This window comes from Stenotrophomonas sp. CS3K5 (assembly GCF_059515225.1).
Genome location: NZ_JCAKRX010000010.1, coordinates 1 through 23,944 on the forward strand (window position 1 = coordinate 1; position 23,944 = coordinate 23,944).

The 23,944-nt window shown below is 66.5% G+C and carries 19 protein-coding genes and 1 riboswitch; of the genes, 8 read left to right on the plus strand and 11 right to left on the minus strand.

The features are described from left to right. Positions 1 to 2 precede the first annotated feature (2 nt). Both ppc and AC5YGJ_RS14730 read right to left on the minus strand, forming a co-directional pair. A complete protein-coding gene (gene ppc, locus AC5YGJ_RS14725) occupies positions 3 to 2,714 on the minus strand; it encodes a phosphoenolpyruvate carboxylase (protein WP_496187050.1) in 2,712 nt (903 codons plus the stop codon). Positions 2,715 to 2,950: 236 nt separating this feature from the next. Then, complete coding sequence (locus tag AC5YGJ_RS14730; RefSeq protein WP_496186966.1) at positions 2,951 to 5,467, minus strand: S9 family peptidase; 2,517 nt, start codon at positions 5,465 to 5,467, stop codon at positions 2,951 to 2,953. Positions 5,468 to 5,587: 120 nt separating this feature from the next. Beyond that, positions 5,588 to 5,671, plus strand: a riboswitch (S-adenosyl-L-homocysteine riboswitch). 36 nt (positions 5,672 to 5,707) lie between these two features. On the opposite strand from AC5YGJ_RS14730, the gene ahcY reads away from it, so the two are divergent. From ahcY to AC5YGJ_RS14745, 3 genes are all read left to right on the plus strand, one after another. Continuing rightward, positions 5,708 to 7,153 (plus strand): adenosylhomocysteinase, encoded by a 1,446-nt coding sequence (gene ahcY / locus AC5YGJ_RS14735; RefSeq protein ID WP_107229874.1) that lies wholly within the window; start codon positions 5,708 to 5,710, stop codon positions 7,151 to 7,153. A 231-nt stretch (positions 7,154 to 7,384) separates the two neighbouring features. Next, complete coding sequence (ybaK, locus tag AC5YGJ_RS14740) at positions 7,385 to 7,858, plus strand: Cys-tRNA(Pro) deacylase (RefSeq protein ID WP_496186967.1); 474 nt, start codon at positions 7,385 to 7,387, stop codon at positions 7,856 to 7,858. After that, positions 7,858 to 8,343 carry a hypothetical protein gene (locus AC5YGJ_RS14745; protein WP_496186968.1) on the plus strand — a complete coding sequence of 162 codons (486 nt, stop codon included), beginning with the start codon at positions 7,858 to 7,860 and terminating at the stop codon, positions 8,341 to 8,343. The genes ybaK and AC5YGJ_RS14745 overlap by 1 nt, the downstream gene beginning before the upstream one ends. Positions 8,344 to 8,411: 68 nt before the next feature. Here the strand turns inward: AC5YGJ_RS14745 and AC5YGJ_RS14750 are convergent, their stop codons facing one another. Next, entirely contained in the window at positions 8,412 to 9,083 is a 672-nt protein-coding gene (locus AC5YGJ_RS14750) for an energy transducer TonB (RefSeq protein ID WP_496186969.1), read from the minus strand. A 65-nt stretch (positions 9,084 to 9,148) separates the two neighbouring features. Continuing rightward, positions 9,149 to 9,706: a DUF3228 family protein gene (locus AC5YGJ_RS14755; RefSeq protein ID WP_496186970.1), complete on the minus strand. Its 558-nt coding sequence runs from the start codon at positions 9,704 to 9,706 to the stop codon at positions 9,149 to 9,151. Positions 9,707 to 9,842: 136 nt separating this feature from the next. Between AC5YGJ_RS14755 and AC5YGJ_RS14760 the strand changes: the two genes are divergently transcribed. The 3 genes from AC5YGJ_RS14760 (at position 9,843) to AC5YGJ_RS14770 (ending at position 12,923) form a co-directional block, all read left to right on the plus strand. Further along, the gene (locus AC5YGJ_RS14760) at positions 9,843 to 11,360 is read left to right on the plus strand and encodes an amidohydrolase family protein (RefSeq protein WP_496186971.1); all 1,518 of its coding nucleotides are present in this window, start codon (positions 9,843 to 9,845) and stop codon (positions 11,358 to 11,360) included. Positions 11,361 to 11,470: 110 nt separating this feature from the next. Further along, on the plus strand, positions 11,471 to 12,298 hold the full coding sequence (metF, locus tag AC5YGJ_RS14765; RefSeq protein ID WP_496186972.1) for a methylenetetrahydrofolate reductase [NAD(P)H]: 828 nt from the start codon (positions 11,471 to 11,473) through the stop codon (positions 12,296 to 12,298). A 40-nt stretch (positions 12,299 to 12,338) separates the two neighbouring features. Then, entirely contained in the window at positions 12,339 to 12,923 is a 585-nt protein-coding gene (locus AC5YGJ_RS14770) for a DUF4124 domain-containing protein (RefSeq protein ID WP_496186973.1), read from the plus strand. Positions 12,924 to 13,002: 79 nt separating this feature from the next. On the opposite strand, the gene AC5YGJ_RS14775 is transcribed toward AC5YGJ_RS14770, so the two are convergent. Continuing rightward, positions 13,003 to 13,956 (minus strand): Nudix family hydrolase, encoded by a 954-nt coding sequence (locus AC5YGJ_RS14775; protein WP_496186974.1) that lies wholly within the window; start codon positions 13,954 to 13,956, stop codon positions 13,003 to 13,005. Positions 13,957 to 14,080: 124 nt separating this feature from the next. Between AC5YGJ_RS14775 and AC5YGJ_RS14780 the strand changes: the two genes are divergently transcribed. Further along, positions 14,081 to 14,434, plus strand: a complete 354-nt coding sequence (locus tag AC5YGJ_RS14780) for a hypothetical protein (protein WP_496186975.1) — start codon at positions 14,081 to 14,083, stop codon at positions 14,432 to 14,434. Here the strand turns inward: AC5YGJ_RS14780 and AC5YGJ_RS14785 are convergent. The 3 genes from AC5YGJ_RS14785 to AC5YGJ_RS14795 all read right to left on the minus strand — a co-directional run bounded on the left by AC5YGJ_RS14785 (position 14,431) and on the right by AC5YGJ_RS14795 (position 19,398). Continuing rightward, entirely contained in the window at positions 14,431 to 15,399 is a 969-nt protein-coding gene (locus AC5YGJ_RS14785) for a hypothetical protein (RefSeq protein ID WP_496186976.1), read from the minus strand. The genes AC5YGJ_RS14780 and AC5YGJ_RS14785 overlap by 4 nt on opposite strands. A gap of 75 nt (positions 15,400 to 15,474) precedes the next feature. Beyond that, positions 15,475 to 18,207, minus strand: a complete 2,733-nt coding sequence (secA, locus tag AC5YGJ_RS14790) for a preprotein translocase subunit SecA (protein WP_249841908.1) — start codon at positions 18,205 to 18,207, stop codon at positions 15,475 to 15,477. Between the two features lie 234 nt (positions 18,208 to 18,441). After that, positions 18,442 to 19,398 carry a M23 family metallopeptidase gene (locus tag AC5YGJ_RS14795; RefSeq protein WP_107229860.1) on the minus strand — a complete coding sequence of 319 codons (957 nt, stop codon included), beginning with the start codon at positions 19,396 to 19,398 and terminating at the stop codon, positions 18,442 to 18,444. 12 nt (positions 19,399 to 19,410) lie between these two features. Between AC5YGJ_RS14795 and AC5YGJ_RS14800 the strand changes: the two genes are divergently transcribed. Then, on the plus strand, positions 19,411 to 19,860 hold the full coding sequence (locus tag AC5YGJ_RS14800) for a DciA family protein (protein ID WP_014035989.1): 450 nt from the start codon (positions 19,411 to 19,413) through the stop codon (positions 19,858 to 19,860). Between the two features lie 281 nt (positions 19,861 to 20,141). Here the strand turns inward: AC5YGJ_RS14800 and lpxC are convergent, their stop codons facing one another. The 3 genes from lpxC to ftsA form a co-directional block, all read right to left on the minus strand. Then, positions 20,142 to 21,053, minus strand: coding sequence for a UDP-3-O-acyl-N-acetylglucosamine deacetylase (gene lpxC, locus AC5YGJ_RS14805; protein ID WP_249841910.1), 912 nt, complete (start codon positions 21,051 to 21,053; stop codon positions 20,142 to 20,144). Between the two features lie 192 nt (positions 21,054 to 21,245). Then, the gene (ftsZ, locus tag AC5YGJ_RS14810) at positions 21,246 to 22,481 is read right to left on the minus strand and encodes a cell division protein FtsZ (protein WP_107229858.1); all 1,236 of its coding nucleotides are present in this window, start codon (positions 22,479 to 22,481) and stop codon (positions 21,246 to 21,248) included. A 162-nt stretch (positions 22,482 to 22,643) separates the two neighbouring features. After that, a complete protein-coding gene (gene ftsA, locus AC5YGJ_RS14815) occupies positions 22,644 to 23,879 on the minus strand; it encodes a cell division protein FtsA (RefSeq protein WP_005408083.1) in 1,236 nt (411 codons plus the stop codon). Positions 23,880 to 23,944 lie beyond the last annotated feature (65 nt).

Consider the following 23,944-nt stretch of genomic DNA (forward strand, 5'->3'; position numbering starts at 1 on the left):
GATCACCCGGTGTTCTGCACGCCCTGCGAAACACCGTTCACGCAGGCCACCAGCGCGCGCAACAGGTCCTCGTCTTCGCGCCCGCTGGCACGCCAGCGCTGCAGCAGGTCCACCTGCAGCACGCTGATCGGGTCCACGTAAGGGTTGCGCAGGCGGATCGACAGCGCCAGCCGTGCGTCATGGTCCAGCAGCGTCTGCTGGCCCATCAGCGCCAGCAGCCAATGCCGGGTCAGTTCCAGCTCGCGCTGCACCTGCGGGAAGAAGCGCGCGTGCAGGTCGCCGGACAGTTTCGAGAACTGCTCGGCAATGGTGATATCGCCCTTGGACAGCACCATCGCAATGTCGTCCAGGAAGGTGCGGAAGAACGGCCAGTCCCGCGCCATATCGCGCAGGGTCTGTTCGTGGCCGGCATCCACCGCCGCCTGCAGGCCACTGCCCACGCCGTACCAGCCGGGAATGACCGCGCGCGCCTGGCTCCAGGCAAATACCCAGGGAATCGCGCGCAGGTTGCCCAGCGCCGCATCCTGGCCCAGCCGTCGCGACGGTCGCGAGCCCAGCGTCATCCGTTCGATCACATCGATCGGCGTGGCGGTGCGGAAGTAGTCCATGAACTGCGGTTGGCCCACGAACGCACGATAGACTTCACTGCTCGCCGCTGCCACCTTGTCCATCACCGGCCGCCAGTCATCCTCGCGCGGCTCGGCCGCACGCGGGCGCAGGCTGGCGCGCAGCACCGCGCCGGCGGCCTGTTCCAGTGAACGCAGCGCCAGCGCACGGATGCCGTACTTGCGGTGGATCACCTCGCCCTGCTCGGTCACCCGCAGGCGTCCATCGATGCTGCCGCGCGGCGACGCATCGACCGCATGCGTGGTCTTGCCGCCGCCACGGCTGATCGAACCGCCACGGCCATGGAAGAACGTCAACCCGATGCCGGCCTCGGCCGCCACCTCCAGCAGTTCCACCTGCGCGCGTTGCAGGCCCCAACGTGATGCCGCAATGCCACCGTCCTTGCTGCTGTCCGAATAGCCGAGCATCACCATCTGCACATCGCCACGCGCACGCAGATGGGCGCGATACACCGGGTCGGCCAACAGGTCACGCAGGGTGGCGGTGCCGCGCTTGAGGTCGTCCACTGTTTCAAACAGCGGGGCAATGTCCAGCGGCACCGAACCGCCGTTTTCCACCAGGCCGCCGCGGCGTGCCAGCGCCAGCACCGCCAGCACATCGCTGCGGTCGTGCGCCATCGAAATGATGTAGCTGCCGAGTGCATCGCCACCATGTCGTGCGCGCGCATCGGCCAGTGCGGCGAACACCGCATCCAGGCGCACGTTGCCTTCATCGTTGCCGGCCGGCAGCGGTGCCTCACCGCTGGCATGCGGGCCCAGCAGCCGCGCACGGCCCAGCGCGTCCAGCGCCTGCCACGCCTCCTCGCCGCCCAGCACCGAGGCCAGTGCACGTGCATGCACGCTCGATTCCTGCCGCACATCCAGGCGTGCCAGATGGAAGCCGAAGGTCTTCACCCGCCACAGCAGGCGCTGCACGGCAAAGCCACCGGCATGCTCACCGCGGTGGGCGCGCAGGCTGTCCAGGATCAACTGCAGATCCTCGATCAGTTCATCAGGGCCTGCGTAGCCGCCTTCGCCGTCATCCAGCGTGGCCTGCAGGCGCGCCCGCATGCGGTCGTTGAGCAGGCGATACGGCATGTCGGCATGGCGCGGCCGCGACTGCACCTGCGGCAACAGCTGCTGGTAATGCGCCACGCGCGCCTGCAGCGCATCACTGACACCCACCCGCTCGGTGGACTGGCTGAGCAGGCTGGCCAGCTGCAGCAGTTCCTTCTGGTAGCGCCCCAGCACTGCCTGCCGCTGTGCATCCAGCGTGTTGCGGATGGTGTGGGCATCCACGTTCGGATTGCCGTCCATGTCACCGCCCACCCAGGTGCCAAAACGCAGCAGGCGCGGCAACGGCAGTTCTTCGCCATAGGTATCGCGCAGCGCCTGCTGCAGCGATTCGTACAGCACCGGAATCACCCGGTACAGCACCTGCACCAGGTAGAAACCCACGTGTTCGCGTTCGTCATCTACCGTGGGCCGCACCGGCGAGGAATCGGTGGTCTGCCACGAGGCGGTCAGCGCCATGCGGAAGCGCGCAGCATCGGCGGCAGCCTCGCCCGGCGTACGCTGGCCGTCGAGGTTGTCGACCAGACTGGCCACCATCAGCTGCTCTTTTTCCAGCAGCGCGCGGCGCACCGCTTCGGTCGGATGCGCGGTGAACACCGGTTCGATGTCGATGCGCGGCAACCACTGCGCCAGTTCATCCAGGCTCACGCCCTGCGCCTTGAGGTGCTGCAGGGCATCCTGCAGGCCATCGGGCTGCGGCGCGGCGGTGCCGGCGCGCTGGTAATCGCGGCGGCGCCGGATGCGGTGCACGCGCTCGGCGATGTTGACCACCTGGAAGTAGGTGCTGAACGCACGCACCATGGTTTCGGCCTGCTGCGGCGTGCGCCCGGCCAGGCCCTCGGCCAGCTCCGACAGCGGTGCCTGGTTCTCGCGGCGGGCGATGGCACGGGTACGTACCTCTTCCACATCGTCGAGGAAAGCGGCCGATACCTGTTCCACCAACAGGTCGCCGACCAGTGCGCCGAGCCGGCGCACATCATCGCGAAGCGGAAGATCGGGGGAAGCGAATTCGATGCTGCTGCGGTACTCGTTCATCGGCGACGCACGGGCCTCGGTCAACGGATCCTGAGCCCAAGCCTATCCCAGAACGGGCGTCGTGCTGCGATGCAAAAATGGTTTCATCTGCACGTATCACGGCGGACGCCGCCGAGCATGGGCTCGGCTCTACAAGTGTGTCATGGCGCGGGACACCGTGTAGCGCCCGAGCCCATGCTCGGGCGGCGGCGCAGCCGCACAGGCGGCTCCCGTTGCGGGGGCCGCCGTCATGCACGTCAGCGCTTCTTCTTCGCCTTGCCCTGCTCGGCCGGGCCGATGGTCTGCTCCAGCCAGCGCTCGCTTTCGGCCAGCATGGTCATGATCGATTCGCGTGCGCGGTAGGCATGCGATTCGTTGGGCAGCATCACCAGCCGCGCGGTGCCGCCCAGGCCCTTCACCGCAGCGAACATGCGCTCGCTCTGGATCGGGAACGTGCCGGAGTTGTTGTCGTCCACGCCATGGATGAACAGGATCGGGTCCTTGATCTTGTCGGCGTAGTTGAACGGCGCCATCTTCTGGTACACGTCCTGCGCCTGCCAGTAATTGCGTTCCTCAGCCTGGAAGCCGAACGGGGTAAGCGTGCGGTTGTAGGCGCCGCTGCGCGCGATGCCGGCCTTGAACAGGCGGGTGTGCGCCAGCAGGTTGGCGGTCATGAACGCACCGTAGGAATGGCCACCGATGGCGATGTGCTCGCGATCGGTCACGCCACGCCGCACCACTTCATCCACCGCCGCCTGTGCATTGGCCACCAGCTGTTCGATGTAGGTGTCGTTGGGCTCCTTGTCGCCCTCGCCGATGATCGGCATCGACGGACTGGCCAGCACCACGTAGCCCTTGGCCAGGAACGCCTGCGGCCCCCAGTAGCTGACCGCGTTGAAGCGGTACGGCGAATCGGTCACCTGGCTGGCCGCCGCCGCGCTCTTGAACTCGCCCGGGTAGGCCCACATCAGCAGCGGACGCGGACCATCGCGCTTCGGGTCGTAGCCCGGCGGCAGCAGCAGGGTTGCGGTCAGATCGACGCCGTCCTTGCGCTTGTAGCGGATCTGCTCCTTCTGCACGCCCTTCAGCTGCGGCAGCGGGTGGGCGAAGTGGGTCAGCGCGCGCGGTGCGGCGCTGGCATCGGCCAGCGACTGCACGTAGAAGTTGGCCGGCTCATCCGGGCTCTCGCGGCTCAGCAGCAGCGAACTGCCCTGCGCGTCCAGCAGCGCCACTGGCGCGGCGTAGCTGGGCGCCTGCGAGTGGAACAGGCGGGTGGCCTTGCCCGTGGCGATGTCGAAGCGGTCCACGAACGGACGATCACCTTCCGGCGAAGCACCGGCACCGGCCAGGTACAGGCTGCCGCCATCGGCGCTGGTCTGCAGCAGCGAGCGGCCACGCTCATCGCTGGCCAGCAGCGGGCGGCCCGGGTCTGCATAGCGGTCCTGCGCATCCCGGTCCCACAGCAGGCGCGGTTCGGCGCTGGCGTTGTCCGGGGCGATCAGCCAGGTCTTGGTCCTGCGCGTTTTCCACCACGATTCACCCAGCAGGGCCAGGTCACCCCGGCCCCAGCTGATGCCGGCGAAACGGCTGCCGAGCTGTGCCAGGGTCACCGGCGGCGTGTCGAACGGCGCGGCCTGCATCAGCACTGCATCGCGCACCTTGGCTTCGCGGTTCGGATCACCGCCATCCTGTGCTTCGGCCCAGACCAGGGTGGCATCGGCATCGCCGCGCCAGCTGATGTCACGCACGCCGGTCACCTCGGCGTCATTGCCGGTCGGCAGGCCTTCCACCAGCGGCCGCACCGCCACGGTGTGCACCAGTTTGCCGCTGGTACGGTCGATCACTTCGATGCGGCGCGGGAAACTGCTCACCGGCACCACGTAGGAGTACGGGCGCTGCACCGGCTGGCGCAGCACGAAGCGGCCATCGGGCGACACCGCAAAGCCCATGAAGATGCCCGGCGCGCCGATCGCGCGGGTGCTGCCATCCAGGCCGACTTCCATCGGCTGGGTGGTGGCGTAGTAATCGAACTGGCGCGCGTCGGCCTCGTTCTTCAGCAGGTCCTGGTAGGTGCGGATCGACACCACGCCGCCGCCCTGGCTGGTCTGCTGCACCGCAGGTCCGGTCGGGATGCCATCGGTGGCCGGTGCGGCCCCGAGGTTGGCCGGGCGGGTGAACACCACCAGCCCACGGCTGTCCGGCAGCCACTGGTAACCGCTGCCGATCACTGTGTTCAGGCCCGCCACCAGGCGCCGGGCGCTGCCGCCGGCCACATCCACCAGCCACAGTTCATTGGCGCCGCTGGCCGCGTCGACCTGGTTGAAGGCCAGCCACTTCTGGTCCGGCGACCACATCAGGCTGGCGATCGACAGCGTGGCCGGCAGGCCGCTGATCTGCCGCTCCTTGCCATCGGCCACGTTCATCAGCCACAGCTTCTCGCCGAAGCTGAAGCGGCTGTCGGAGAACGTGCGCGGGTTGATGCGCAGGCCGGCCAGCTTCAGCTCCGGCTGCGCCACCACCTGGATCGACGGCAGCGACGGCATCTGCATCAGCGCGGCCACGTCGCGGCGCGGCGACAGGAACAGCGAGGGCGCGCGCGGGGCGTCGACCACCGCCTGCAGCGCGGCCGAAGGCAGCTCGTAGCCGTTGACGCCCTGCGCCTGCGTCGTGGCGGCCTGCGGTGCCGCCGCCCAGGCCAGCGGGGCCACCGCCAGCAGTCCCATCGACAGGACCAGGCCGGTCCAGCGCCGCGTACGGCGCGCGTGCGTGCTCATCGTTCCACCTGTGTGATGCGTGAAAACCCCGACCTTAACAGGCCGTGCACGCCGGCCCACCTGCCGATGGTTGGGTCATCCCGATCTCATGCCGGGGCCGCGATATAATGGGGGTTCTCCCCTGCCGAGGGGCGCTGCGACCGGATCCCACGAGGCCCGGCCAGGCTCGGTAAGGTGGCTTTGTAACAACGGCGCCCGGCTAGATGCGAGCACCCGCTCGCCCACAACCGGAGCTACTGCATGAACGCTGTTGCCAAGACCTTCTCCACCGAAGGCGACTACAAGATCCGCGACATCACCCTGGCCGACTGGGGCCGCAAGGAACTGGACATCGCCGAGCATGAAATGCCGGGCCTGATGTCGATCCGCCGCAAGTACCAGGCCGAGCTGCCGCTGAAGGGCGTGCGCGTGACCGGCTCGCTGCACATGACCATCCAGACCGCGGTGCTGATCGAGACCCTGAAGGACATCGGCGCCGACGTGCGCTGGGCCTCGTGCAACATCTTCTCCACCCAGGACCACGCCGCTGCGGCCATCGCCGCCACCGGCACCCCGGTGTTCGCCTGGAAGGGCGAGACCCTGGAAGAGTACTGGGACTGCACCCTGGACGCGCTGACCTTCACCCTGGCCGACGGTACCCTGACCGGCCCGGAGCTGGTGGTCGACGACGGCGGTGACGTGACCCTGCTGATCCACAAGGGCTACGAGCTGGAAAACGGCAGCGACTGGGTCAACACCGCCTCGTCCTCGCACGAAGAACAGGTCATCAAGAACCTGCTCAAGCGCGTGGCCAAGGAGCGCCCGGGTTACTGGGGCCGCGTGGTCAAGGACTGGAAGGGCGTCTCCGAAGAGACCACCACCGGCGTGCACCGCCTGTACCAGCTGGCCCAGGCCGGCACCCTGCTGATCCCGGCGATCAACGTCAACGACTCGGTCACCAAGAGCAAGTTCGACAACCTGTACGGCTGCCGCGAGTCGCTGGCCGATGGCCTGAAGCGCGCGATGGACGTGATGCTGGCCGGCAAGGTGGCCGTGGTCTGCGGTTACGGCGACGTCGGCAAGGGCTGCGCCGCCTCGCTGCGTGCCTACGGTGCACGCGTGATCGTCACCGAGATCGACCCGATCTGCGCCCTGCAGGCGGCGATGGAAGGCTATGAAGTCAACACCATCGAATCGACCCTGGGCCGTGCCGACCTGTACGTCACCACCACCGGCAACAAGGACATCATCCGCATCGAACACCTGAGCGCGATGAAGGACCAGGCCATCGTCTGCAACATCGGCCACTTCGACAACGAGATCCAGGTCGATGCACTGGTGTCGTTCGCCGGCATCAAGCACGTCAACATCAAGCCGCAGGTGGACAAGTACGTCTTCCCGAACGGCAACGCGATCTTCCTGCTGGCCGAAGGCCGCCTGGTGAACCTGGGCTGCGCCACCGGCCACCCGAGCTTCGTCATGTCCAACTCGTTCGCCAACCAGACCCTGGCCCAGATCGACCTGTGGGCGAACAAGGACAGCTACGAGAAGAAGGTCTACCTGCTGCCGAAGAAGCTGGACGAAGAAGTGGCACGCCTGCACCTGGAGAAGATCGGCGTGAAGCTGACCACCCTGAGCCAGGAACAGGCCGACTACATCGGCGTGCCGGTGGAAGGCCCGTTCAAGCCGGACCACTACCGCTACTGATGCCGTGCGCGGTGCCGGCCAGCGGCCGGCACTACCCGCATGACCGGGGTCGGATCCCTTTCCGCAGGAAAGGGCTCTGACCCAGCAACGGTTCGGACAGAACGGGCGCCTTCGGGCGCCCGTTCTGCGTTTACGTGTGGCCATACATCACGCATCCACGCATGGCGTGGATGCTCCACCCGCAATAGCCTCGGTCAAGGCAACACATTCCGCACGCGCTACGATGCTCCCATGACCCCGGCCATCAGCCTGCTCAAGCGCGAGAGCATCGCCCACACCGTGCGCAGCTACGTGCACGACGCCCATGCCGAATCCTATGGCGGCGAAGCCGTCGACAAGCTCGGCCTGGACCCGGCCCAGGTGTTCAAGACCCTGCTGGCCAGCACTGAAACCCACGAGCTGCTGGTGGCGATCGTGCCGGTTGCCGGTCAACTCGACCTGAAGGCGCTGGCCGCGGCCGCCGGCTGCAGGAAGTGCGAGATGGCCGCCGCCGATGCCGCGCAGCGCGCGACCGGCTACCTGGTCGGTGGCATCAGCCCGCTCGGGCAGAAGAAGCGCCTGCGCACGTTCCTGGATGCCAGCGCACAGGCACTGTCCAGCCTGCACGTCAGCGCCGGACGCCGTGGCCTGGAAGTGGAACTCGCCCCGGCCGACCTGCTGCGGCTGACCGCCGGCCACTACGCCGCCATCGGCAAGGCGCGCTGATGCGCTGGCCGTGGTCTGCAGTGCCGCCGCCACGGCTTGAGGATGCACAGGCCGATGTGTTGCTGCAGGATCTGCTGTCGCGCGATGGCCGGCGCGTCACGGATGCCGCGCGCACGGTCGCACGGCTGTTCACCACGTCCTCGCTGGATGCATTGGCCGCGCATGCAGACCTGATCGAACAGCGCTGCCAGGGCATCGCGCTCGGCGGTATGCTGATCAGCAACCAGGCCCACCTCCAGGCGGCACTGCGACGACTGCGCTATTGGCAGGCGCGCGAGGGTTGCCTGTGCGCGCTCAACCCCACCTACCCGTTCTTCGATCCGCGTCGTCTGATCGAACAAGGGCAGATGCAGCTGCTCTCGTTGCAGGAGGCCGAGGATGGCTGGGGCGATTGCCACACGGTCGTCTGTGCACACTGCGGCCAGCACTGGCAGGCAATCGACCGCGAATACCATTATCCGTGGTGGGAATGGAAAACCGCCTGACCGGATGCATCCACGCATGGCGTGGCTCTACTGCAACCCGGCACATCCACGCCATGCGTGGATGCCGATCATTCCACAAACTCATACCGCATCGGCACGCGCACGATGGTCAGCGCCGGCGCCCGGCTTCCGGTATCGACACGCACGAATCGCCAACCGCGCAGCTCTTCCACCGCCGCCTCGTCCAGCACCGCATGGCCACTGGAGGTCTCCACGACCACCGCAGCCACGTCGCCGTGCCCGTCGATCAGCGCCTTGAGCAGGCTGCGCCCGGAAAGCCCCTGCTCCATGGCTTCGCGCGGATAGCGCGGCAGCTTGCCACGCGGCTGCATCCAGGGCACACCTTCGCCACCGAACAGGTCCTGGCTGCTGCGCGCGGCACATCGCTTCGGTGTGCGCAGCAGCAGTGATGGCCGCAGGCTGTCTACCGTCACCTCCGCAGGTGCGGCGCAAGCATGCTGCACCAGCACCTCCAGCATCTGTCGCTGCCGAAGCAACCCCTTGCCGTCGCTCGCCGTCACCTCGACCACGCAGCGACCGTCCCGGGGCTGCATCGACAGCGCAGTCACGTTCGCATCGCGAAGTCCGGGAACCGTGGCCAGCGGCGCACACGCGGTGTCAGCAGCGGGCTTCGCCGCCAACACCGTGGCCGCGGGCAACAGGCCTGCCAGCACCACCGGAATCATCCTCATCCAGATATCCATGCCCCATCCCTGGTCGGTTTGCGTGGCCCCGATCATAGCGGGCGCATGGGGTCGGATGATCGGGTCGGAGCCCTGCAGTGCGGGGGTCCGACCCGGGCCGCCTACGGCCGCCAGTTGGCGTTGTTCTCCCAGAACGCCACTGCACGCTGGTAGGCCTCGCGGTCCAGCGGAACACCGGAACCGCCCTCCTCCACACCCAGCGCATTGCGCATCATGGTGATCGGCGCCATCGGCACCTCTTCCGGTTCGGCGGTATAGATGCAGCCGACGATGCCCCAGTCGGCCTCGATCGGTGAGCCTTCCCTGGCCAGCTGCTCAGCGCTGTACAGGATCACCACCAGGTAGTTCGCACGCGGCGATTCCACGCCTTCGAACCAGCGCACCAGTACCGGCAACTCTTCACGATTGCGCGCCTCGTAACCGCTGCGCAGCAGGTGGCGGTTGGCCTCGGTGATCGGCACGGTCAGGCAGCGCGTGCTGGTCCAGTTCTCATAGACGAACAGCTTGCAGAACGGCGCGTAGCCATCGAGCACCTTCAGCGGCGCATGCGCATTGAGGTGGGCCTCGAACTGCTCGGCAGTGCAGTCCTGGATGGCGTTGCCGCGCGGCACGCGCGGGAACAGGCGGGGGCGGGCGAAATCGGTGAGGACGATGGACATGGCATGGCGCAATCAGGAATTCCGTTGCACAGGGTACCTGCCCACGCGGCATGGCGGGCGGAATGCCGATGGTCACTGGCATCGGCACCCGTGTTGCCGCACCCTGCGGGCGACCCCATGCAAGGATCGCCGGCTCATGGATGCAGCACGCGCGTTACCCCGCTCCGCCCGCCGTCGCCGCTGGCCGCGCGTGCTGGCCGTGCTTCTGCTGGCACCGCCTCTGCTGTTCACCGCCGCCCTGCTCTGGCCACTGTCGGCACCACCGCTGCCCGACCCCGGCAACAGCCATGTGATCGTCAACGCACGCGTGCTGGACATCGCCCGCGGCCAGGCCAGCGAACCCACCACGGTGACCGTCCGCAACGGCACCATCACCGCCATCGGTGAAGACCCGCGCGAGACCACGTTGCCGGTTCTCGATGCCGGTGGCCGCTGGCTGCTGCCCGGCTTCTGGGACATGCACACCCACGCACTGCAGCTGTCACCGCAGTTGCAGTTCCCACTGATGCTGGCCAACGGCATCACCGGCACCCGCGACATGATGGACTGCCCGCAGGCCACCGATCCGCTGATCGCCTGCGTGGCCGACAAGCGTCGCTGGACCGCACAGGCCATCGCCGGGCAACAGGTCGCACCGCGCTTCGTGCAGATCGCCAGCTTCTATTTCGAGGACCCGGCGCTGACGCCGGATGCAGCGGCGGCACGTGCACACGCGTACCGCGCACGCGGCGTCGATGCGTTCAAGGTCTACAACCGCCTTCGTGCCGAGACCTACCAGCGGCTGGCCAGCGAAGCGCGGCAGCTGCATCGGCCCCTGGTTGGCCACCTGCCCAGGGCGGTACCCCTGGAAGCCGCATTGCACGCCGGCCAGCGCAGCTTCGAGCACGCCCATCTGTTCGTGCGCCATTGCGTGGACAACGCTGCCGCCTGGCGCGAAGGCTCGCTCGACGGCGAGATCCCGACCACGCTCGCCGAAGCCATGGTGAGTGGATACCGGCCGGCGCTCTGCAACGAAGCGTTCGGCCTGATGCAGGCCAGCGGCGCGGCGTTCGTACCGACCCATGTCACCCGCGAAGAGGATGCACGCGCACGCGATCCCTCGTTCATCGACGACCCGCGTCTGGCCTATCTGGATCCGCTCTCACGCTGGGCGTGGCGCGACGATCTGAACGCCACCGTGGCGCGCTATCCGGGCCTGCGCGGCGAACAGGCGCTGAAGGCGTACTTCACCCATGGCCTGGCGCTCACCGGCGCCGCGCATCGGGCCGGCGTGACCGTCCTGGTCGGCACCGATACCGGGCTGGGTGGACTGCGCTACCACGACGAACTGCAGTGGTTGCGGCAGGCCGGGCTGAGCCAGGCCGACGTGCTGCAAGCGGCCACGCTGCAGGCCGCGCGTCATCTGCAACTGCAGGCATCACATGGCAGCGTCGAGGTCGGCCGGGCCGCCGACCTGGTGCTGCTCGATGGCGATCCGCTGCTGGACACCGGCAACACCCGCCGCATCCACGCCGTGCTGCTGGCCGGCCACCTGTACGACCGCCCGCGCCTGGACGCACTGCGTGCGTATGCCCGTGCGCAGGCACGCTCGCCGGCGGTGATGGCGCGCCTGCTCTGGGGCTTCATCACCAGCCCGGTCAGCGCCGAGCTGTAGCCGCCTTTCCCGCGCGGACGCCGGCCAGCGGCCGCGCCCTCACATCCTCGTTGCACATCCATCTTGATGAAGCGATATACTGATGCACATCCGCCGCCGCCGCCCGCGCCATGACCGCCATCAGCTTCGAGTTCTATCCGCCCAAGACCGATGAACAGCGCAGCCAGCTCGACCGTGCCGCGACCCGGCTGAAGGACTACGCCCCCGACTACGTGTCGTGCACCTTCGGCGCCGGTGGTTCGACCCTGAGCTACACCTCCGAGACCGTGCGCCACCTCAACCAGCACCACGGTTTCGATGCCGCACCGCACCTGTCCTGCGTCGGCGGCACCCGCCAGGAAATCCGCGAACTGCTCAAGCTGTACCGCGCCATCGGCTGCCGGCGCCTGGTCGCGCTGCGCGGTGACCTGCCCTCGGGCATGGGCTTTCCCGGTGACATGCGCTATGCCGCCGAGCTGATCGCCTTCATCCGCGCCGAGCACGGCGACGCCTTCCACATCGAAGTGGGCGCGTATCCGGAGACCCACCCACAGGCGAGCGATGCGCTGGCCGACCTGAAGCACTTCAAGGCCAAGATCGATGCCGGCGCCGACGCGGCGATCACCCAGTATTTCTTCAACCCGGATGCCTACTTCCATTTCGTCGATGAAGTGCGCCGGCTCGGCGTGCAGGTACCGATCACACCGGGCATCATGCCGATCGCCAACTTCAGCCAGCTGCGCCGCTTCTCCGAGCAGTGCGGGGCGGAAATTCCGCGCTGGATCAGCCGCAAGATGCAGGCTTACGGCGATGACGCCGAATCGGTGCGCGCCTTCGGCACCGAGGTGGTGGCCCGTCTGTGCCAGCGCCTGATCGAGGGCGGCGCGCCTGGCCTGCACTTCTACACCCTGAACCTGGCCAAGCCGACCACCTCAGTGCTGAAACTGCTGCAGGGCTGAAAGCACGCCGCGCAGCCACGATCGGCGCTACCCTGCGTCGATGATCCGGATGTCCTTCCCGCTGGTGCTGGTGCTGCTGTCATCGATGGCCCCTGTTGCCCATGCGCAGTCCTCGCGCCTGAACCGCTGCACAGATGCGCAGGGGCAGAGCGTCTACACCGACCGGCCCTGTGACAGCGTGGGTGCACGGTCACGGCTGCCGCCGCCGGCATCCAGCGGCAACACCGCCGCACCCGACACCCTGGGTGCGCGCTGCCCACGGCGCCTGAGCGAACTGGTGTACGCACTGCGCACCGGTATCGTCAGCAACGATGTGAACCGGCTGTCCTCGCTGTACCTGTGGAGCGCGGTGTCCGACGCCGGCGCGCAGCGCATCCTGGGCCAGCTGGAATCGCTGGCGCGGCGGCCGCTGGTGGACGTGGTGCCGGTGTATCCGCAGCAGGACGTGGACCAGCCGGTGGTCGAGGGTCAGAGCCCTGCTGCGCCGGGATCCGACCCTGGGACGTCGGTGCCACGGCATCCGATCGGCCTGCGCCTGGAACAGACCCTGCCGGGCAGCGCGGCGCGCGCGGCCACGGTGCTGGGGCTGCGGCGGCAGTACGGGTGTTTCTGGATCACGTTGTAAGGCCTCATCCACGCATGGCGTGGATCTACTGCGAGCCGCCGTCCGGTAGCGCCGGGCCATGCCCGGCGGAAGGCATGGCTCAGGTCGGCCACAGGCCGCGGATCGCGGCGATGCCCTGGCCGCCGTGGCGACGGGCCTGGCTGACGTGACCGGCATCGAGCCCGCCCAGCGCATAGATCGGCAATGACACCTGCGCCCGCAACGCGGCGAACGCTTCCCAGCCCAGTGGCGTGGCATCAGGATGGCTGGCCGTGGCCTGCACTGGGCCGAGCACCGCAAAGTCACAGCCCAGCCGCTGCGCCGCCCGCAGCTGCGCCAGGTCATGGCAGGAGGCGGCCACCCACTGCCCGGCCGGCAGCGGGCGCTCCTGCAGCGCCAGCACCTGCTCGCTGCCCAGGTGCACGCCGACGCCCAGCGCACGGGCCAGGTCGATATCGCGGTTGAGCAGCCACTGCATGCCCTGCCGATGGGCCTGCAGCGCCTGTTCGATCATCACCTGCCGCTGCGGATGGGTGGCCGGCAGGCGCAGCTGGATGCGCTGCTGGCCCGTCGCCACCGCCTGCTGCAGCTGCTCCTGCCAGCGCCGCACAGCGGCCTCGCCCTCTTCCGGCACCGGGGTGATCAGGTAGCGGTCGGGCTGGCGCAGGGCAGCCACCACCGGCAGGTCAGCCGGGGGCATCGAATAGCGGCCCAGTTTGTCCGGCGCCACCCAGGTGATGGCCTGGCCCTCGCGCCCGCGCGGGGCGCCATTCCAGCTGCGGATATGCCGCACTTCCAGGGTCAGGTGCTTGTCCGGGTAGTGCTGCGGCACGTCCATGATCCACTCGCCGATCTCGACCTCGATGCCAAGCTCCTCGCGTAGTTCACGCACCAGGGCCTGCTCGGAACTCTCCCCGGCCTCGCGCTTGCCGCCGGGGAATTCCCACAGGCCGGCCATGTCGCGGTTCTCGGTGCGGCGGTTGAGCAGGATGCGGCCACGGGCGTCGGTGATGACACCAGCCACGACATGAATTGTTCGTTTCGGGGAAGGCATGGGGGCAGGATGACTAATCGAACGCCCTCAAATCAACTCCCGTCTCCGACATTTGCTAGCAAAGCGCTCGACCCAACGAACATGTCGGTCGAAGCTATCGGGAAACCACCCTCAGGAGCCAGAGATGTTCCACCGACCCACCCTGTCTGAAGTAGTCGAGGCCTTGGACAAGCTGCGAGATATTGATCGCCCGTATGGGGACAACGAGGGCGATTCGATGAACGGCCCCACGATCTACCCTTTCCTGAGCAAAGCCCAGCAAGAACAAGTAGACACGGCCGAGGAGCTTTGCCTCGACTACACCCGCCGCCACAGCGACGAAATCGATCGCCGGGCGATCAATAACCTCATCAGAAAGGGGTTCGATGTTCAGCTTGGTCCTGCCCAGTACGAGGCCAACCGGCTGGTAGGAAGCATCGACTTCGGCGACATGACCCTCGATATCTCCGATTCCGGGCCCTTGGTGGAAGAATACTAGAAGTCCGGAATGCGGACCTCCTCGCCGTTAGGCAACCTTATGAACAGGCTGGGCGGGAATCCAGCCTGTTCATCCTTGAACCACTGCCTGCAAAGCCCTTCCAACGTCCGCTCCGTGATGCCCTTGGGTTCTCCTTCGGACAGGCATAACTCCCTCCAGATGTTCTCCACCGCGTCCTTTGGACTCGCCCACAAAGGGAGTGGCGATGCACTTCCTCGCAGTGAGAAGTAGAGATCGTGCGCGCGTGCTTGAGCCTGTCGCTTCTTCTCTCGACTGCGCTCCGAATTACGGGTGGCTTGCCGACTCCGACTGACACTGTCAATCATGGATCCGGCATAAGCAGCGCCCTGGTGCAATCCGAGCATGTGGGCAGCGTCAATCAGGTACGAGGCAGCTCTCTGCTCCTCTCCCGCCCCAATCGACAGCTTTGCCTTTTCCAAGAAACCAAAAATCGCGTGAAATGCGGCGGGGAGCTGGGGAGGTGTCTTCCCAGAGCTGGCGATGAGCTTAATGACTTTTTCTCTATCGCCGCCGATCATGAGTGCCAGGACATATGCACCAAGAGATTCACTTCCCACTTCACGTGCACCGAGCAATGGAATGATCAATTTCTCCAGTTCATGCTCGCTTGCCTGCCTGAGCCCATCCATGCTCATGCGCTGTACAAGCTCTTCGCCGAACAAATCAGCAATCGCTTCGCGATGAAGGTCGATGTACAGGTGAATTGCTTCTTCGTAGATGCGGTTCAGTTCATTGGAGAGCGATCTGTCGGTTCGCGGCAGAAAAAGATAGCCGATCTCCGACGACAGCTGCGGGCGCATCTCAGCGTGGACCAATTCAATTATCTCGTCCATTGCGCGAGCGTGTGCAGCACTCCGCCCCTCTAGACTCAGCTTCTGCCTGACCGCCAAAGCACGGAGCAGAATGTCCTGAATCTGACTCATGCCCGCATCTTCTTTGCTCATGTTGGTAGTTCTCCAAAAAAGAATCCCCGCGCAGGGCGGGGATCTCAGTGTGATAACGCTCTCTGATTCCTGGGCTCAGCTCAGCTGGCCGTGGCAGTGCTTGTACTTCTTGCCACTGCCGCACGGGCACGGGTCGTTGCGGCCGATCTTGGGTTCGTCGCGCTGCATCTGCGCCACACCCTGCTGCGCGGCCTGCACCTGCGCGGCTTCCTCGTCGGCGCTGTAGCCACCGGCATCCTGGTGCTGGAACTGCGACTGGCTCAGGCGCGCTTCGACCTGCTGGCGCTCGGCCGCTTCCAGCGCCTGCACTTCCTCGTCGCTGCGGATCCGCACGCGGGCCAGCAGGGTCACCACTTCGCGCTTGACGTTCTCCAGCATGTCCGAGAACAGCTCGAAGGCTTCCTTCTTGTACTCCTGCTTCGGCTGCTTCTGTGCGTAGCCACGCAGGTAGATGCCCTGGCGCAGGTAATCCATGCGGGCCAGGTGCTCCTTCCAGCTCTGGTCCAGCACGGTCAGCATCACGTGCTTCTCCAGCGCGCGCATGGTCTCTTCGCCCAGCCCGGCTTCCTTCTCGGCGAAGTGCTGGTTGACGCGCTCCTGCACCTTCACCGCGATGGCTTCGGCGTCCAGCTCCTCGTGCGACTTGACCAGGTCGGTCAGCGACATCTGCAGGCCGAAGTCCGACTCCAGGGTCGCCTCCAGGCCGCGCAGGTCCCACTGCTCGTCGATCGAGTTGGGCGGTACGAAGCGAGCCACGATGTCGAAGATCACGTCGTCGCGGATGCCATCGACGTTGTCCTTCACCGATTCGGCGTCCAGCAGTTCGTCACGCTGGGCGTAGATCACCTTGCGCTGGTCGTTGTTGACGTCGTCGAAGTCCAGCAGGTTCTTGCGGATGTCGAAGTTGTGCGCTTCCACCTTGCGCTGCGCCTTTTCGATCTGGCGGCTGACCAGGCGGTCCTCGATGACGTCGTCTTCCTTCATGCCCATCATGCGCATGGCCTTCTGCACCCAGTCGGAGGCGAAGATGCGCATCAGGTTGTCTTCCAGCGACAGGTAGAAGCGGGACGAACCCGGGTCACCCTGGCGGCCGGAACGACCACGCAGCTGGTTGTCGATACGGCGCGATTCGTGGCGTTCGGTACCGACGATGTGCAGGCCGCCGGCGGCCTTCACTGCATCGTGGCGCTTCTGCCATTCGGCCTTGATCGCCGCCTTCTGCTCGTCGGTCGCGCCTTCGCCCAGCTCGTGGATTTCCGCTTCCAGCGAACCACCCAGCACGATGTCGGTACCACGGCCGGCCATGTTGGTGGCGATGGTCACCGCCGCCGGACGGCCGGCGTTGGCCACGATGGTCGCTTCGCGGTCATGCTGCTTGGCGTTGAGCACTTCGTGCTTCACACCGGCCTTGCGCAGGTGCTCGGACAGCATTTCCGAGGTTTCGATCGAGGTGGTACCCACCAGCACCGGCTGGCCGCGCTTGGCGCACTCTTCGATGTCGGCCAGCACCGCATTGAACTTGCCCTTGCGGTTGAGGAACACCTGGTCCGGGCTGTCCTTGCGGATGGTCGGGCGGTTGGTCGGGATCACCACCACTTCCAGGCCGTAGATGCTCTGGAATTCGAACGCTTCGGTATCGGCCGTACCGGTCATGCCGGACAGCTTCTTGTACATGCGGAACAGGTTCTGGAAGGTGATGCTGGCCAGCGTCTGGTTCTCGCGCTGCACCGGCACGCCTTCCTTCGCTTCCACCGCCTGGTGCAGGCCGTCGGACCAGCGACGACCCGACAGGGTGCGGCCGGTGAACTCATCGACGATGACCACTTCGCCGTCGCGCACGATGTAGTCCACATCACGCTGGTAGATGGCGTGCGCGCGCAGTGCGGCATTCAGGTGGTGGACCACGGTCAGGTTCTGTGCCGCGTACAGGCCCTCGGTCTCGCCGTTGAGGATGCCGGCCTCGACCAGCAGACGCTCGGCGTGCTCCATGCCCGCTTCGGACAGGTGCACCTGCTTGCCCTTCTCGTCGACCCAGAAATCGCCCTCGCCGTCTTCGGCTTCCTGCTTGACCAGGTTCGGCACGACACGGTTGACGCGGATGTACAGCTCCGGGGAATCGTCGGCCGGGCCGGAGATGATCAGTGGGGTACGCGCTTCGTCGATCAGGATGGAGTCGACTTCGTCGACGATGGCGTAGTGCAGGCCGCGCTGGTAGCGGTCGGCCTTGGACAGCGCCATGTTGTCGCGCAGGTAGTCGAAACCGAATTCGTTGTTGGTGCCGTAGGTAATGTCGGCGGCGTAGGCTTCGCGCTTGTCGCTGTGCGGCATGCCCGGGTACACCACGCCCACGCTCAGGCCCAGCCAGTTGTACAGCTTGCCCATCTGCGCGGCGTCGCGGCGGGCCAGGTAGTCGTTCACGGTGACCACGTGCACGCCCTTGCCTTCCAGCGCGTTGAGGTACACCGGCAGGGTTGCCACCAGGGTCTTGCCTTCACCGGTGCGCATTTCTGCGATCTTGCCCAGGTGAAGCACCATGCCGCCGATCAGCTGCACGTCGTAGTGGCGCATGCCCAGCACGCGGCGGCCGGCTTCGCGGCAGACCGCGAACGCTTCCGGCAGCACCTTGTCCAGGGCTTCACCGCCAGCGATGCGCTGCTTGAACTCCGGCGTCTTGGCCTGAAGCTGCTCGTCGGAAAGCTTCTCGATCTCCGGCTCCAGCGCATTGATCTTGGCGACGATGCGGTTGAGCTGGCGCAGCTGTCGTTCGTTACGACTGCCAAATACGCGGGTAAGCAGGCTGTTGATCATTGAAGGAACCGGGTTGGATGGACACGACGCCCGGCCTCCCCCTTGGGATCCGTCCGCCGCAAACGAAACAGGGCGCCTGGCGCCCTGTCGATGGCAACACCCATTGTAGCTTGGGACGGGCGGCTGAGGTTTCAACCCCGCTTTGGGTAGTGCCGGCCGCTGGCCGGCAATCCGCGATGCTGCCGAAGATCATGAGGTTGCCGGCCAGCGGCCGGCACTACCCCAAGCCGGTGTTCAGCCGCGGCTGATGCGCCCGACCGGCGTGTTGCCGCCGTCGCCGAGGAACTTGCGCGGGTTGACCACGTTGCCGTTTTCCCACACCTCGAAGTGCACGTGGGCGCCGGTCGAACGGCCGGTGGAACCGGCCTTGGCCACTTCCTGGCCGGCACGGACCAGATCGCCGACCTTCACCACCAGGCGCGAATTGTGCGCGTAGCGGGTGACATAGCCATTGCCGTGGTCGACGTCGACCACGTTGCCGTAGCCACCCTTCACGCCGGCGAAGCTGACCACGCCTTCGGCCACGGCCATCACCGGGTCACCGACCCTGGCGTGGAAGTCCATGCCCTTGTGGGTGGCGGCACCGCGGCCGAACGGGTCGGCACGGGTGCCGAAACCGGAGGTCACATAGCTGTTGCGGATCGGCATGCGCGAGGGCACGGCGTTCTGCTGCAGCTGGTGGTCGAACATCAGCGATTCCATCACCGACAGCTGGCGGCCTGAAGCAGCGAAGCGCTGCTCCAGCACCTGTAAGTCGGCGTTGACGTCCTTCACCGGGATGTCGGCGGTCGGGCCGCCGGCATCGCCGTCACCGAGGCCGGGGGTCTCGTTGAAGTCGAATTCGCCGTCTTCCAGCTTGCCCATCTGGGTCAGCCGTTCGCCCAGGGCGTTGAGGCGGGTGGCCTGGGCCTGCAGCTCGCCGAGGCGGGCCGCCAATGCGTTGACCTGGGTCTGCGCATCGCGCTTGACCTTGGCCAGCTCCGCATCCTGGCGCTCGACCTTGGCCTGCAGGCGCGAATCATTCAGCGCGCTGGCGCCAATGCCGCCGGCAAGGCCGATAATGCAGCCTACCCCGAGCACGCTGCCCAGCAGGGCGCGGGGGCGGTCCTCGAAATAGAACCGCAAACGCGTGATCGGCGACGCCTTGGCCTGTCCTTCACGCGTTTTGATTACGATCTTTTTGAATGCCATCAGTGAGTTTTCATGTCTGAGCCGAAATCCAGCGTTCGCCCCGCGTCAGTGCCGAAACCGGCGCTGGATGCGGTGATGGCGGACAAAAGCGGGAACCCGCTGCGGCGTGCCTTGTGGCTCGACGCGCTGGACCGTCAGTTGCGCCCCCAGTTGCCGCCACCTCTGCGCAGCCGTTGCCGGCTGGCCAATGTGGACGGGGAACACCTCGTTTTTCTCGTCGAATCCCCGGTCTGGCATGCCAAGTTGCGGCTTGCCGAGGCCCAGTTGCTCGACGCGGCCCGTTCCATCGGGCTGAAGGCCACCAGGGTGACCATCAAGACTGCGTCCACCACTCCCTCACGCTCCCCAGCGATCGACAACCGGAATGGCCCCCACGCAGTTTCAGCCGCCACGCACAAAGGGCTACGCGACGCCTTGGCTTGCCTGCAGGACATTCCTTCGAAGCCGAAGAAGCGATCCTGAGGGCAACGGAGCATCCGGCTCCGCTCCCCGTCGCACGTGTCACCACGGCGTGAAACATTTCGGGGGCCGGGTCGCATCCTATCTGCCATCCGGGGCCCTGTCGTTAGATTGTTGTTAAAACAACGTTAAATTCAGGCTTCCGATCCAACAGGTTCACAAAATCGTGACCTCGAACCCGGCTTGACGATCGCCAAGCACGCTGAATGCGGCAACGGCCCCGGAAACGACAACGCCGCCCTGTCAGGCGGCGTTTTTATTTTCAATTCAATTACTTACGAAGATCAGGCGTAGGCCGGCGTGGCGTACTCAACCGGATCCGGCGTGGCCGGCGACTCGAAGGTGACCCATTCCCAGGCCGTGGCGTCGGCCATCAGCGCCCGCACCAGCTTGTTGTTGAGCGCGTGGCCCGACTTGAAACCTTCATAGGCGCCCAGCACCTGGCCACCGGCCAGATAGAGGTCACCGATCGCGTCGAGGATCTTGTGGCGCACGAATTCGTCGGCGTAGCGCAGGCCGTCTTCGTTGAGCACGCGGAACTCGTCCAGCACGATCGCGTTGTCCATCGAACCGCCCAGGCCCAGGTTGCGCTCGCGCATGTACTCCAGGTCGCGCATGAAACCGAAGGTGCGCGCGCGGGAGATTTCCTTGGTGTAGGCCAGCGTGGAGAACTCGATTTCCTGGCGCGACTGCTTGGCCGGGATCATCGGGTGATCGAACTGGATGGTGAAGCCCAGCTTGTAGCCCTCGTAGGGGGTGAAGCGGGCCACCTTGTCGCCCTCGGTCACTTCCACGGTCTTGAGCACGCGGATGAAGCGCTTGGGCGCATCCTGTTCCACGATGCCGGCCGACTGCAGCAGGAACACGAACGGGCCGGACGAACCGTCCATGATCGGCAGCTCGGCCGAGGACAGTTCGACGATGATGTTGTCCACACCCAGGCCGGCCAGCGCCGACATCAGGTGTTCGACGGTCTGGATCTTGGCGTCGTTGCAGGTCAGGCCGGTGCACAGGGTCACTTCGGTGACCAGCTCGGCCTTGGCCGGCACTTCCACCACCGGGTCCAGATCGACGCGGCGGAACACGATGCCATGGTTGGCCGGTGCCGGGCGCAGGGTCATGTAGACCTTGTCGCCGCTGTGCAGGCCAACGCCGGTGGCGCGGATCGTGTTCTTGAGGGTGCGTTGCTGGATCATGGGGGATGGCCGGAAGTGACACATTAGATTAACACGCGCGGTCCCCTACCCTGACTGAAAGGCAGGCAGGACACACCGGCGCGCCGATGGGACGCGCGTCAAGCAGGGCGGCCGGGCCCATCCTGGCCCGGCGCCCGCGTTTTCAGGACATGGTGGCGCAACCCGGGGAGGACAAGCCCCGGGCCACTCCGCTCAGTCCGCCTGGCGGCGCAGGAACGCCGGGATGTCCAGGTAGTCGTTGGGCAGTTCCGCTGCGGCCGGGGCCGAGGAGGCCGGCGCCGACGGGGTCGAAGCGGCCGCGGTATCGCTGCTGGCACGGCGCAGGCCCAGGCCCATGCCGCCCACCGCCTTGGACACGGCGTCGCCGCCGTTGTCGAAGTCACCGAACTCCGGCTGGCCGGTGGTGGCGTTGCGGACCAGCTTGATCGGCGCACGCTCGCCCGGACGCTGGGTCTTGCTGGCCGAGACGCGGTTCAGGCCGGTGGCGACCACGGTCACGCGCACTTCGTCCTGCATGTCCGGATCCAGCACGGTACCAACCACCACGGTGGCGTCTTCGGAAGCGAAGCCATCGATGGTGCGGCCGATCTCGTCGAACTCGGCCATGGTGAAGTCGGCGCCGGCGGTGATGTTGACCAGGATGCCGTTGGCACCGGCCAGGTTCACATCGTCCAGCAGCGGGTTCTGGATCGCGGCTTCGGCGGCGGCCTGGGCGCGGTCATCGCCACGGGCGGTGCCGGTACCCATCATCGCCAGGCCCATTTCGGACATGACGGTGCGCACGTCGGCGAAGTCGACGTTGATCAGGCCCGGACGCACGATCAGGTCGGCGATGCCCTGCACGGCGCCCTGCAGCACGTCGTTGGCGGCACGGAAGGCCTGGATCATGGTCGCGTTGCGGCCCAGCACGGTGATCAGCTTCTCGTTCGGGATGGTGATCAGCGAGTCGCAGTGCTGGCTCAGCTCCTCGATGCCCTTCAGCGCCACCTGCATGCGGCGACGGCCTTCGAACGGGAACGGCTTGGTGACCACGGCCACGGTCAGGATGCCCATTTCCTTGGCCAGCTGGGCCACCACCGGCGCAGCGCCGGTGCCGGTGCCGCCGCCCATGCCGGCGGTGATGAACACCATGTCCGCGCCCTGCAGCGCGTCCATGATGCGCTCACGGTCTTCCAGCGCGGCCTGGCGGCCGACTTCCGGGTTCGCGCCTGCGCCCAGGCCCTTGGTCACGTTGGTACCCAGCTGCAGCTGCAGCTTGGCACCGCAATTCTTGATGGCCTGCGAGTCGGTGTTGGCGGTGATGAATTCCACCCCATCCACCGCCGAGTTGACCATGTGCGCCACGGCATTGCCGCCGCCGCCGCCCACGCCAACCACCTTGATCACCGCATTGGGTGCCATCTTTTCGATCAGTTCAAAATGCGCCATGTCCGTGTCCTCGTTGTATCCGCTTTGGCTGGCATGGGCATTCGGGCGTCCTGCCGTCCTGCTGCATGCCGACGTTGCGGCTGTGTGGGTTGTGTGTTGCCGGTGTTGCGTCGTGTTGCCGGTGTTGCTGCCGGGGGTCACCCGGGTGGGGCCGGTGCCGCGTCAGAACTCGCCGCGGAACCAGGTCTTCAATTTCTTGAACATGCTGCCGGCGCGCCCGGTGGGCAGCGACGGGCGACGCGGGTGCTCGATCTGGCTGCCCATCAGCAGCAGGCCCACGCCGGTGGCGTGCACCGGGTTGCCGACCACTTCGCCCAGGCCGGTCACGTGCTGCGGGATGCCCACGCGCACCGGCATCTGCAGCATTTCCTCGGCCAGCTCGACCACGCCTTCCATCTTCGAAGCACCGCCGGTCAGCACCATGCCGGCGCGCACCAGTTCCTCGAAACCGGAGCGGCGCAGTTCGGCCTGCACCATTTCGAAGATCTCCTCGTAACGGCCCTGCACCGCCTGCGCCAGCGAATGGCGCGGCATGCGGCGCGGCGGGCGGTCACCCACCGACGGCACCTGGATGCTCTCCTCGGCGGTGGCCAGCTGGGCCAGCGCGCAGGCGTAGCGCACCTTGATCTGCTCGGCTTCCGGCGTGGGCGTGCGCAGCATGTGCGCGATGTCGTTGGTCACGTGGTCGCCGGCAATCGGCAACGAGGCGGTGTGGCAGATCGCACCCTGCACGAACACAGCGATGTCGGTGGTGCCGGCACCCATGTCGACCAGCACCACGCCCAGTTCGCGCTCGTCGGCGGTCAGCACCGCCACGCTGGAAGCCAGCGAGGACAGCACCAGATCGTCCACCTGCAGGCCGCAGCGCTGCACGCACTTGCTGATGTTGGCCGCGGCCGACTGCGCGCACACCACCAGGTGTGCGTGCACTTCCAGGCGCACGCCGGTCATGCCGACCGGGTTGCGGATGCCTTCCTGCGAATCGTCCAGCACGTACTCGCGCGGAATGGCGTGCAGGATCTTCTGGTCGGCCGGAATCGCCACCGCCTTGGCCGCGTCCAGCACGCGATCCAGATCGCCCCAGGTCACTTCGCCGTCGCGGATCGGCACGATGCCGGGCGAGTTCTTGCACTGCACGTGGTTGCCGGAGATCGAGGCGTACACCGAGCGGATCTCGCAGCCGGCCATCAGCTCGGCTTCTTCCACCGCGCGCTGGATCGACTGCACGGTCGATTCGATATCCACCACCACACCGCGCTTCAGGCCGCGCGATTCGTGCGAGCCGATACCGATCACTTCGATCGGGTTGCCCGGCGAATACTCGCCCACCAACGCCACCACCTTGGAGGTGCCGATGTCCAGGCCAACGATCAGCGATTTGTCACCCTTGCGATTCATGTCCTTTCCTGCGTCCTGCTGGCCGGGGTCGCCGGCGTTTTCGCCGGCGTGGCCGGGGTACCCCA